Raw genomic sequence first — 12,845 nt, 5'->3', positions numbered from 1 at the left:
TGTCTCATAGTGATTATAAATACATGTATTTCAACGAGACTTGAGAATAATGAAATAACTTTTTCTTCATTAAAATTTTTTATTTCATTATAAAAAATGATTTTTAATTAGATATTTCACATCCTTTCCCATAGTAATCCTATAAGGTATAAACCATTTAGAACATTAAGAATATTCGTGTATTCCCAATGTGAAATTATTGTAATGGATTGGAAAGCAGATGGATATAGTTATTAAACAAAATAATATTGAGAAAGTTTTATTTGTTATAGCGATAAAATTTTTCTTTAGAAGTTAGTGTAAAAATGTAACATACTATTACATACAAGTGAGTTACTAACATATCGTATTTAAAATAAAGAAAAGACACCATTTAAGGTGTCTTTTCTTTATTTTAATTCCATATACTTTTACGCCTTTTCTATTTTTTAAACGATTTGTAGGAATTAATACATTCGAACATCTAGCTCGTTAAATGTTCGAATGTATAATAAAAATTATATAAATTAAGAATGTATTTCAGATAATTTTATAAATAAATGCAAAGATATTCCCTCCCCATACTGTTACAATAGCAATAATTTCTTGTTTATTTCCCTTATTAAATTGTAATATAATTACAGTATGTGAAATTATATTACATTAACTTTAAAAGCGAAGTGAAAACAACCTTCACTTCGCTTTTTATATTTGTAATCCTTATTCAATTTGCTCAACTCAGTATATACTTTCACATTATTTGCTTTTATTTAATTGGCTTTTCTGTTTTTAAAACAAATGAATTTAATGCAGGAACCTTGATTTTATTGTCATGGACTACATAAAGTGTTTTACTTCCCGCCTGCTTACCGTCTACTAGTACTTTCCAAGGACCTTTCGATGGAAGCGTTATGTCAACGTCTTCTCTATTTGCATTGTGAACCACCATAAAGTATTCGCTTTTATTCCCATTGCCTTTCCCATCTATTGTATAAGCTACAACATTTTTTGGAGCATCAATAAAAGATACATGCTTTTTAATTTGCTCTGCAGATGTCATTCGAAGAGCTGAGTACTTTTTGCGTAAATCTATTAAGCCCTTCATATAATCTACTTCATTATTAAATGCTGCACGGCGTAACCAGTCCATCTGGTTAATTGAATCAGGAGATTTGTAACTGTTATGATCACCATATTTTGTGCGCATAAACTCTTGTCCTGCATGTAAGAATGGAATACCTTGTGATGTTAATAAAATAGAAGAAGACAATTTGTGCATTTGTTTTCGCACTTCTTCACTTTCACCTGGATTAGTTAGCTCAAGTTTATCCCATAATGTATGATTATCATGTGCTTCCACATAAGTTAACACCTGCTCTGGATCTTGATAGGTAGACGAATTTGTATCGTAGTCAATACCTGCCGTAATACCTTTTTTAATACGGTCTTCCATGTTTTGCTTTCCATTTACAAAACCATTATCTTTATCCTCAAATACACTGCCTTTCAATCCATCACGTATATTATCGTTAAAATGAGCAATTCCTTTCATTTTCTCCGCATTTTTTTGATTTGCTTTCAACTCAGCTGCAAGAGGTGTATTTAAATCCCAGCCTTCTCCATGCAGAATAATAGAAGGATCAATTTGATTAACACCTTTACGTATTTCATTCATCGTTTCATAATCATGAATACCCATTAAATCAAAACGGAATCCATCTAAATTATATTCTTTTGCCCAGTACGTGACGGAATCCACCATAAATTTCCTCATCATTTTTCGTTCTGAAGCGGTATCATTTCCTACACCAGTTCCATTTGCAAGTGTTCCATCTTCATTGTAACGATAATAATAACCTGGAACTAACTTATGAAAATTAGATTCAGCGGCATTATACATATGGTTATATACTACGTCCATTACAACACGAAGATTATTATCATGCAGTGTTTGAATCATTTGCTTTAATTCAGTTATTCGAACAGTTGGCTCATAAGGATTTGTAGAATAGGAGCCCTCTGGGACGTTGAAATTTTTCGGGTCATATCCCCAGTTATATTGTGGTTCATTTAAAGTTTCTTCATTTACTGAAGCATAATCAAATATCGGTAAAAACTGAACGTGAGTAACACCAAGATCTTTCATATGATCAAGTCCTGTTTTTATACCTTCAGGCCCTTTTGTTCCTTTTTCTGTTACACCTAAATATTTTCCTTTTTGCTTAATACCACTTTCAGGTTGAATGGAAAGATCGCGTACATGCAATTCATAAATAATGGCATCTTCCGGATTTTTAAATTTAGGTTTTTTGTTTGCTTTCCATTTTTTCGGATTTGTTTCTTTTAAATCAACGACTACACCTTTATCTCCATTTACGGAAGCAGCACGCACATACGGATCAACCGCTTCAGTCCACTTATCACCAATTTTTACTTTATACGTATAAAAGAGACCTTTTTGGTTCCCTTTAAGTTCTGCTATCCATGTTCCCTTTTCACCTTGTTGCATGTTTATTTCAGTACCTATTTTATCGCTCCAATTTTTATATGAAACTAACTTCGCTTCACTCGCAGTAGGAGCCCATAAGCGGAACTTTGTATGTTGTGGAGTATATACATTTCCTAAATCATTACCACTATAATAAAATAGATTATCAAATTCTTCGCTACGAATGACTTTACCGATTTCAATATTCGCATCAGCTAAGTTTGCTATTTTAACTTTGTATGTTTGTTTTAAATCAATTTTCTGTTCCGTAATTATTTTAACCTTATTAGTAATATCTCCACTATTTGTATCATAAGGACTAATTCCCTTAATTTTAACGCCTTCAATTTCAATTTTCTGTTCCTTAATATTAAACGGAATATTAGTATTTATAGTGATTTCATTAAAACTATCAATAGTAGCTTTTTGAATAGAGAGATCAGAAGAAGGCTTAGAATCATATACTTTTTCATCACCCGAAAGGATCCATACTTCAGCACGACCATCCCTTATATTTTCAACCCAGTGATCACCGCCATCTTTTTCCCATTCATTCGTACGAACTATAAATCCTACACGATTATAGTCACCTTCTATTTTCACCTTAGCATATTTTCCAAACTCATCTTCCCCAGTAAAATCATACGATTTACCATTTGAATTCTCGCCCCATACCCAAAGATTCCAGTCTTTTGTATTTCCAGCCTTCTCTTTGTAATGAATGGTAATTTCAGTTGTTTTCGAATTCGAAACTGCCTTCACACTCTGAAAAGAAAAAACAGATGATAACATAATGATTATGGTAAGTAATAAAAACGATTTGTTAATTAATCTTTTTGTAATTTGCACCACATACACCCTTTCTTTAAATATTACGAACAACTTATTATGCTCATGCTACGTAACATGGTTTAATTTAATCTAGGAATCTCTTTTCCTTCACCTCCATATTGGCTATTTTTACGTATGTATTTCGACGATCTTTTAATACGAAAATCAAACATAAGATGGAACCACTTCTTACGAAAACGTTTGCATTAAAACTCAAAAAAATAGATTTGTTTCTTCCATCTTATATTTGTAAATACTAAAAGATCAGGGAAATCATTTTAAAGAAAACGTTTGTTATCGCTTTCATTTTATAGCACTTATTATTAGGTCGTCAATATATTATTAATTTTCTGTTTTTACAAACTTCAAATCTTATATATGTTTAAAGTCGCAACTTATTGAAAATAGATAGCGTGAATATTGTTTGAATTTGAGAACAATCTTACCCTCTAGACAAAATAAGTTTATTTCCGCTAATGCTTTCATACGTTACACAAAAACCAGCTAATATCATATCAAGATATTAGCTGGTTTTTGTAACGTATTAATATATGAATGAAAACTATATTTCTAACTTACTTAATTTTTGCTGCATCAAATGCCTTTTGAACTGCTTGTACTTCAGCTGTATTCGCCCCATATTTATTTGTTGCCACTCGAATGCATGCTGATTTTAATTCTTTGAAATTAGAAGTCATGTTTAATTCATCTGTATTTGCATAATAGAAAATATCAAACATTTTATCCTCCCCAATTCCTTTGACAGTTACTCCGTTATGTGTTCCACCGTTTGCAATGAGATACGCAACTTTATTAATAATACTAGAATTAAAATGAACGCCGCCTTGATCCCATCCATTAAAATCATTAAATTCACTGTAATCATCTGGATAAGGTACTCCAAGTGAAGATGGAACGGAAGCTGGGTTTTCCATATCACGGAAAACAGATCCAGTTTGTTCTCCCATCGTCCAGTTAAATGTTCCATTATTTACGTATTTCTCAATAGATGTTCCCATAATATCAGATAACGCTTCATTAATTGCACCAGATTCTCCGTAATATTCAAGATTGGATTCGCTAGAAGTAACCGCATGTGTAAATTCATGTCCAGCTACGTCATAAGCCTTGACGATAGGATCTCCATATACAAGCATACTTCCATTATTAGCACTTAATGCATTCTGCCAATTTTTCGGATCGTTCGTATCTTCAGAATCCCAAGCGTGTACAACTGAAACTACCTTTTGTCCCTTATTATCAAAACTATTACGCTTGTATTTATCTTTATAAAAATCAAATACTTTTGTTGCTAAGTAATGAGCACTTACTGCTTTTGGATCGTTAAATGTTGTTGAAGTGCTGGTTGCTAGTGTACCAGGATAATAGCTTTCTTCTTTAGTAATATCTCTGTAATTTACATCATATGTTTCAATTCCTTGCCCTTTTGTGTAATCAGCAAGTGCATATTTTCCATTACTTTGTTTAGAAATGCCAAATGTACGAGATATACCTAAATCATCTTTTCCTGTTCCAGTTAATGATGTAAGATTGCTTTTTTTACTTTCCTTTAAGGCTCCAACAAGCTTTTCACTTGCTTTTAAGTTGGATTCTTGAACCATATTTTTTAACATATCCCCATTCTGTGCATTTACTAGATATGTTCCAGATACATAGTTTGGTGTTGCTGCCGCAAATGTAACTTGGTATGCATTGTTAGCTTGTCCATTATTTTCATCAACAAAAATAACTTCCTTTACTTCTGGCTCAGAAATATAATTGATATCGCTCCCATACTTCGTATAAATATATTGTTTCGCTGCTTCTTCTGATAGATTACTAGGTTTTTTAAAATTTTCTTGGTTTAAATTTTGCGCGCTATCTCCTGAAACACTTTTAATAACACCCTTTTTATCTACATGTGCAGTTAATTGATGCCCATATACTTCTTTCCCCTCATATGTTTGTTGTATACGTACAAGTGTAGTTCCATCATACGAACCACGTTTTTGAAGAACTTTATAATCCACTCCAGTTTCTCCATTTACTTGTTTTGGAGACAAGGCTTGTTCTGTTTTCTCCTTAAGAGCATCTTTCACTACATTCTCTGGTGCCTTTTGTGACGGTTGTGTAAGTTCACCTGTACGGAACGAATCCTCTTGAATTTGAACTTGTAGTTGATCGGTTTCCTCTGCATGACCTACTCCATATGGTACTACAGCTGTTAAAGCTAATCCTGTTGTTAATGCTACCTTAGTTAATGTCTTTGTGTTTTTCATTTTTTCACCCCGTATAATTTTTGAAATAGAAAGCTTGTACAAAGTATACTGTCTAATCTTGTCGAAAAAAAGAGAAAATGCAGAATTTATGTAAAATTATGCAAAATTACATATATGTGGTCGATAAAATAAAAAATGAGCCCTTTTAGGTGCTCATCCAATTGGTTAGTTGTTAATTATCTATATTCATTCTAATCAAAGTACACTTACATCTAAATAACAACATAAAAACCCACTCTTTACTATTTTAAGAGTAGGTTTAATGCTATTAAAATAACAATTATTATAGGACACCTTATAATTTATATTAATTATTTAAACTTATATTTCGGACATGAAGTTGATTTAGAATAAAGTTGGATCAAATGAATACTGATGACCTTGATAAACAAGAAAAAGAAAGTGCGTGTTTTGTATTATGATGTATATAGTAGATAAATACTTTAGTAAGGCAACGCATCTACAATTTATATTTTTCAATATAATTTTGTTATTTATGTCCATAGTTGCCTGGATTGTAACGTTATGAGATAGCTGAAGTCTTATATGAGTTTCAGGCTTTTTTATTTTGTCAAAAATATCTTTTAAAGATAAATTTATCTCCGCATTTAAATATAGAAAAGGACACATCTATTGCATGTTATTAACTTAAGGTATGTTCTTTTAAAGCATATTATAAATATACATAGTGAGAAATGAAACAATAATTATTCAAATGAAAAATCCCCTGAATTTTTAAAGCAATCCAGGGGATTTTTTACCGATGATTCTCTATATTTCCATACCGATCACAAACTTTTTTAGGATAATGGTATGTCCAAGTTTAATAGTTTTTTGCACGAGAGCCATCTTTTTTATATTTATTTAATTATCCTACTAAGTTTTTTGTAAAATTCACCTTTTCTTTTTACATGATTAAACTGATTTGGATTAATATTAGCTTTTTGTGAGAGTGCTACAATCTCTTCTTTTGTAATTGAATCTTTAGTATTTATAGATGCTATATTTGTATATTTTCCATCTTCTGTTTTTGGGATTTCTAAAATCTCTTTATTTACAAGATCAACTACAGCCTTATGCTCTGAAGAATGTGTATCTACACCAGTAATTTTCCAATTATGCATAACTTTTGGCGTGTATACACCGTTCTTTACCTCTTTTAAATATGTAATAGCAAGGTTACGAATGGTTCCGCCTGTTTCTCCGAATGCATTCTCTTGTTTAGATGACCAAGTTTGTTCAAATTTACGTCCCTCTAAAGCTCCCCCTTTTGCCTGAAGAGCCTCCATTCTATACGCATTCATTCCTAGCGTCATAACATCGCTCATTTTGATTGGCTTATTTGTACGAATAGAGCGTAAATTTGTAATTCTATTTCCATATGGTTTTGTTAAGTCAATTTCGTATTTTACGCCTCCAAAGAAATCGTTCGTACTGTATTTAGACGCACGACGGTTTTTATCAAAACTAACTGTTACATCTCCGGCACGAGATGAGTTAAAATATCCTGCTGCCCATTCCATATAGTCTTTTAAATCTTTTCCAGTTATCTTATATACTGTAATTTCTCCCAAAGCATATTGATAATTATACGCAATATCTTTCTTCTTTATAGGACCAATATCCAAACGGGCATAATCATTATCAATTTGATGGGCTACTACATCCGCTTTACTGTAATAGAGCATGACTTCATGAAAGAAATCTGATAAAGGTGTCTCTTGAATCTGCACACTTGGAATACCCTTTATTTCATTTTCAGGAACAAGGTTTCTACCCTTTAATTGAGCGACTACAACATTTGCATCTCCTCTCGCATACTCATGAAAAGGTGTTAGTGTTTCTTCAAGTGTAGAATCAGATAATACTGTTGTTCCATCAGCATTTTTTACAGGTATAGCGGTAGCAGTTTTATCTTTTAAAACAAGCTTTCCATCTTGCTTTGTAAAAGTAAGGTCAATACGTGAAATATGCGTTCCATATTTATCTGGTTCTGTAATAATTACGCCATTTACAACTTCTTTTTTTACAAGTTTATGCATATGAGCCGCAAAAATAGCGCTTAGTTCCGGACAAGCATTCGCAATATCTTGAACACCAGTACCTGGGATTCCATTCTCATTTTCTAGTCCCATATGCATAACCCCTACCATTACATCTACTTTACCTTCTAATTCTTTAATTGCCTTTTTTGTCTCTTCTACTGGATTTTTCACTACTAAACCATCCAAATGATCTGTCCCTTTTTCAAAATCACTAATCATTGGTGTATTCATGCCAATAATCCCGACTTTAATTCCACCTTTTTCAACAATCGTATATGCAGGAAGAAAACGCTCTCCATTTTCCTTATAAATATTTCCTGCTAACGTCTTTCCCTTATATTGCTCACTAACTTTTTTCAATGTATCTAATCCAAAGTTGAATTCATGATTTCCAAATGCCCAGGCGTCATATCCCATTGTATTCATCGCTACCATCATTGGCGATTGTGGCTTATCGTTGAATAATTCTACTGAGTTTCCTTGAATTGTATCCCCGGCATCTACTAATATGGTATTTGGATTTTCTTGACGTACCTTCTTTATAACCGTATAAAGCTGCGTCAAACTTCCACTCATATTTGCTCCATCAAGCGCATAATCCCAAGGCATAAATCTACCATGAATATCTGCAGTACCTAACAATGTAATATTAACATTAGATTCCTCAGCCTTAGAAATAGCTGGTTTGACTGTTACTGCTGTTACAAGAAGCATAAGAATAATAAAATAGCATACATAGTTCTTCCATTTCATTTTTTGCATAATAACAATATTTCTCCCCTTTTTGTACTGTCATAAAGTTGCTTGAACTTTAAAAATGTAACTTATTATTCGAAAAAATTCAACTGCAAAAATAAAGAGAATAAAATGCATATATCCCCTAACAGAATTGTATTTTATCGTTTTCTGACAAAATACTTCTTCCTCAAACGTGTGAAGAGTGCCAAACCAACGGTAGATGTATATGTACTTCCAAAAATAATAACCCCGCTCTCCACTTAAGACGGGGTTACACTTATACAGCATATCGGATTCAGCATTTTTTCGAATGTTCGTTTCCTCTTCAAGAGTAAAATCTGCTAGTTTCGTATTTTCTTCTGATTATTGGTTGCTTTCAACTAAATTCATCATAATTTTAATCAGGACTTCTATTTTATCACTCGAAACCTTGATGCTATCCCAAATCGCTTAAAAAATAGACAATGATTTTTACTTTTCAACTTCACAAAGCAATTTTATCTCTTTGATTTGTTCTATATGACGCTGTTCATGCAAATAGATCAGTTCTATCCACTGATCAAGAAGTAATTCTCCAAGAGCTGGATGCGTCACTGATTTTTTCGCTAATATAGATTCATCTTCTATTGTACTCAGGAAACACATCAATTCTTTTCTAGAGTCGTTTAACAAATCAACCATTTGCTGCACTTCAAATGGTTCTATACTTGGTTCAATCATTTCTGGGGCTATAAATTTTATCGATCTATCTAATAAAATAGTGTGAATTTCTTTACGCTCATTTAAGATACTATCCATCTTTTTTAATCCCGATGAAATAACTGTTATAACTCTCTCATCTAATAAAACTAAGTGATGACAAACTTGTGCTATACTCCATTTGTCCTTATCTGGTTTCCTATTAAATTGAGCATCACTTAACAAAGTAATTTCCTCAAATAATTGATTTCTAGTTTCATAAAACTTGTCATTTACAAATGTATTCATGTGAATTCTCCTTTCATTAGAACCTACATACTTAGATTCCTACGCTAGAAATATTCTCTATGGAAAAAAGATTTTCCTTCACTATTATTCCAATCCAATCTTTACTTTCTTTAGTAGGTTCTCTAATTCATGCTGAAATGTATGAGTTCTCTCAACATCCTTGAAGATTTCCTTGAGGTTATCATGCGCTACAGCTACATCATAATACTTTCCACGGAATCCTTTCAATATAACTACATAAAACGTTCCTAATTATCAATCTAGCATTAAATAAATGTAAAAAATCACCCTATTCATTCATTTTTAATGCTTATGTATGTACATTTGTTAATTTATTAGTTATATTATGGGTATTGAATGATTACGAAAAGTTAATAAATCGCTTGTATAACACCTTATATTTTTATATCCGTGAAAACTACAAAATGTATAAAATTCCATTTGTCAAATGAATTTAATGCGGAAGGAGGTTTGTGGTTACTTCATCGGGATATAATAATCAGTTTTGAACTGATAAAAATATAGGAGGCGACATAATGTTTCGTACGATTTCAAATTTCATGAGAGTAGCTGAGATAAGAAACAAAATTCTTTTTACACTAGCGATGCTAATTGTTTTTCGAATTGGCACGTTTATTCCAGTTCCTCATACTAACGCAGAGGTATTAAAAGTACAAGATCAAGCCAACGTTTTAGGCATGCTGAACGTATTTGGCGGGGGAGCACTGCAACACTTCTCAATCTTTGCTGTAGGTATCACACCATATATTACAGCTTCTATCATTGTACAATTACTACAAATGGACGTTGTACCTAAATTTACAGAATGGGCAAAGCAAGGAGAAATGGGCCGTAAGAAGTCAGCTCAATTTACTCGATACTTTACAATCATTCTCGCATTCATACAATCCATCGGGATGTCTTATGGCTTTAATAATATAGCAGGCGGACAATTAATAACAGATCCAAGCTGGACTACATACTTATTTATTGCGACAGTATTAACTGCTGGTACTGCATTTTTACTTTGGTTAGGTGAACAAATCACCGCTAATGGCGTTGGGAATGGAATCTCAATGATTATCTTCGCAGGACTTGTTGCGGCGATTCCAAATGTTGCAAATCAAATTTATTTACAACAATTCCAAAACGCAGGCGATCAATTATTTATGCACATTATAAAAATGGTCTTAATTGGACTTGTTATTTTAGCGATTGTTGTTGGTGTTATTTACATCCAGCAAGCAGTTCGAAAAATACCGATTCAATATGCAAAAGCTGTTTCAGGAAACAATCAATATCAAGAAGCAAAAAACACTCATTTACCTCTTAAAGTAAATAGTGCAGGTGTAATTCCTGTTATCTTTGCTTCTGCCTTTTTAATGACGCCGCGTACAATTGCGCAGCTCTTCCCTGATTCAAGCGTATCTAAATGGATAATTGCGAATCTTGATTTTGCACATCCATTTGGAATGACACTTTATGTAGGTCTTATCGTTGCTTTCACATATTTCTATGCATTCATTCAAGTGAACCCTGAACAAATGGCTGAGAATTTGAAAAAGCAAAATGGATACGTACCTGGTATTCGTCCAGGTAAATCTACAGAACAGTATGTAACAAAAATTTTATATCGCTTAACATTTATCGGTGCCATTTTCTTAGGCGCAATTTCAATATTACCGCTCGTATTCACGAAAATCGCAACATTACCACCTTCTGCCCAAATCGGTGGCACAAGCTTACTTATCATCGTAGGTGTAGCATTAGAAACGATGAAGACGCTTGAAAGTCAGCTTGTGAAACGTCATTATAAAGGTTTTATTAAAAAAGTAAATTAATTACGAAAACACACTAGAAGTCCCAATAGCGACCTAGTGTGTTTTTATTATAAAAACTTATAATAATGGAGGTTTTGTCTTATGAGTCAAAGAATTGCCTACTATGATATTTCACCTGATGGTATGAAAATTATGATGGATATGGAGAAATACACGAAAAAATCCTCAATTAATCGTGCTATTAGAGAGCTTATAAAAATTAGAGTCTCTCAAATTAATGGTTGTGCTTATTGTATCGATATGCATACTTCTGACGCCCGAAAATTAGGTGAAACCGAGCAAAGAATTTATTGCTTAAATGCTTGGAATGATTGTGATTTTTATACTCCTGAAGAAAAAGTTGCTCTGGAACTATCGGAGCATATTACTCTCATTCCTACTAAAAGAGTTCCTGAAAATCTATACAACCGAGTACGTGAATACTTTGACGAAAAACAATATGTTGATCTTGTGTTAATCATTAATCAAATAAACAGTTGGAATCGAATTTCTATTGCGATGGGCAATACCGTAATAAAAAAATAACATTCTTCCACCAAACAATATGCGATCGATTTAGTTAAGTGTAAAATTAAATATACCCTATATAAAAACACAGTTGGTTATTTCCCCCACTGTGTTTTTGATTTGACTATCTCTAATCTGTATTCTAATGTGCTAATCATTTTCTTCTAAAGTTTGAATACGTTTTCCGCTGTTTTCCACATCATTAAACTTTAACTACATCTCTTTTTTTAACAACCTTCCTTGCTTGAAATACACTCCAAGTGTAGTACGATTTGCTAAAAACACACCAATCAAGATTAAACAAGCACCAATTCCCATTGTAGGATTTAATGGTTCTCCTAATACAAAATACCCTACAATAACAGCGATTAACGGAGATACATATAACCACGTTGATGGGAATACAGGATTTGTTTTTGATAAAAGCCAGTAATATAAACCGTGTCCACCGATAGACCCTACAAATATAAGATATAAAATTGGCCCTTGTACATTCCAAGATGTTAAGATTGTTAGATTTGGCTGTTCCATTACGATAGATACAATTAACAGCAACATTCCTCCATAAAACATTTGAATACCGTTAATGAGAAATGGTGATACATCAGGTAAATCTGAAAGTATTTCTTTTGAACGAATAGAACCTATTCCATAAAACAACTCTCCTACTAATATAACAAGGCAAGCGATACTCCATATGAATGTAAGTTCTTGATGCATTCCAGGTAAAGAAATACAAAAAACGCCTATAAGTGCTATAACTAAAGCAACAAGTTGTTCTTTTTGCAATTTTGTTTTGTTTCGCCTTGATTGTAATAGCAAGATCATCATTGGACCTGTTGCAGATAGAACTGCAGCTAATCCAGAAGAAATATATTGTTCTGCCCAGTAAAGGGTCGCGAATGTCATAAATGTTAAACAAAAACCAGCATATATAATACGTTTTGATAATAAGTAAGGTATAATATCCTTTCTCTTTAATTTAAAAATAATAATGAGAATAAGGCCCGCCAAAAAGAAACGAATTCCAGCTGAAAATAATGGTGGTGCGCCCGCTTCTATTCCAATTTTTATCGTTAAAAATGTCGTTCCAAAAATAATACATACTAAAATATAATTTAAAATGACCATTTTTCTTCCTCCTTTTTAC

7 protein-coding genes are annotated in these 12,845 nt (G+C 32.5%); 2 read left to right on the top strand and 5 right to left on the bottom strand.

The genetic code is table 11. The features are described 5' to 3' along the window. Positions 1 to 745: 745 nt before the first annotated feature. The 4 genes from pulA to MHB76_RS12460 all read right to left on the bottom strand — a co-directional run bounded on the left by pulA (position 746) and on the right by MHB76_RS12460 (position 9,347). On the bottom strand, positions 746 to 3,316 hold the full coding sequence (gene pulA / locus MHB76_RS12475) for a type I pullulanase (protein WP_078175030.1): 2,571 nt from the start codon (positions 3,314 to 3,316) through the stop codon (positions 746 to 748). Between the two features lie 557 nt (positions 3,317 to 3,873). Beyond that, on the bottom strand, positions 3,874 to 5,577 hold the full coding sequence (locus MHB76_RS12470; protein WP_078175029.1) for a M4 family metallopeptidase: 1,704 nt from the start codon (positions 5,575 to 5,577) through the stop codon (positions 3,874 to 3,876). A gap of 860 nt (positions 5,578 to 6,437) precedes the next feature. Continuing rightward, the gene (locus tag MHB76_RS12465) at positions 6,438 to 8,384 is read right to left on the bottom strand and encodes a bifunctional metallophosphatase/5'-nucleotidase (RefSeq protein ID WP_078175027.1); all 1,947 of its coding nucleotides are present in this window, start codon (positions 8,382 to 8,384) and stop codon (positions 6,438 to 6,440) included. 447 nt (positions 8,385 to 8,831) lie between these two features. Then, on the bottom strand, positions 8,832 to 9,347 hold the full coding sequence (locus tag MHB76_RS12460; RefSeq protein WP_078175026.1) for a DinB family protein: 516 nt from the start codon (positions 9,345 to 9,347) through the stop codon (positions 8,832 to 8,834). A gap of 536 nt (positions 9,348 to 9,883) precedes the next feature. Between MHB76_RS12460 and secY the strand changes: the two genes are divergently transcribed. Both secY and MHB76_RS12450 read left to right on the top strand, forming a co-directional pair. Further along, positions 9,884 to 11,188 (top strand): preprotein translocase subunit SecY, encoded by a 1,305-nt coding sequence (gene secY, locus MHB76_RS12455; protein ID WP_340986685.1) that lies wholly within the window; start codon positions 9,884 to 9,886, stop codon positions 11,186 to 11,188. A gap of 81 nt (positions 11,189 to 11,269) precedes the next feature. Next, on the top strand, positions 11,270 to 11,713 hold the full coding sequence (locus MHB76_RS12450; RefSeq protein WP_078175025.1) for a carboxymuconolactone decarboxylase family protein: 444 nt from the start codon (positions 11,270 to 11,272) through the stop codon (positions 11,711 to 11,713). A gap of 195 nt (positions 11,714 to 11,908) precedes the next feature. Here the strand turns inward: MHB76_RS12450 and MHB76_RS12445 are convergent, their stop codons facing one another. Beyond that, positions 11,909 to 12,826, bottom strand: a complete 918-nt coding sequence (locus MHB76_RS12445; RefSeq protein WP_078175024.1) for a DMT family transporter — start codon at positions 12,824 to 12,826, stop codon at positions 11,909 to 11,911. Positions 12,827 to 12,845 lie beyond the last annotated feature (19 nt).

Origin of the sequence: Bacillus sp. FSL M7-1345, assembly GCF_038006985.1 — a bacterium.
In the GTDB taxonomy this organism is placed as follows: domain Bacteria; phylum Bacillota; class Bacilli; order Bacillales; family Bacillaceae_G; genus Bacillus_A; species Bacillus_A cereus_U.
The sequence above is the reverse complement of the archived record's forward strand: the minus strand, read 5'-3'. Positions and strand labels throughout refer to the sequence as shown.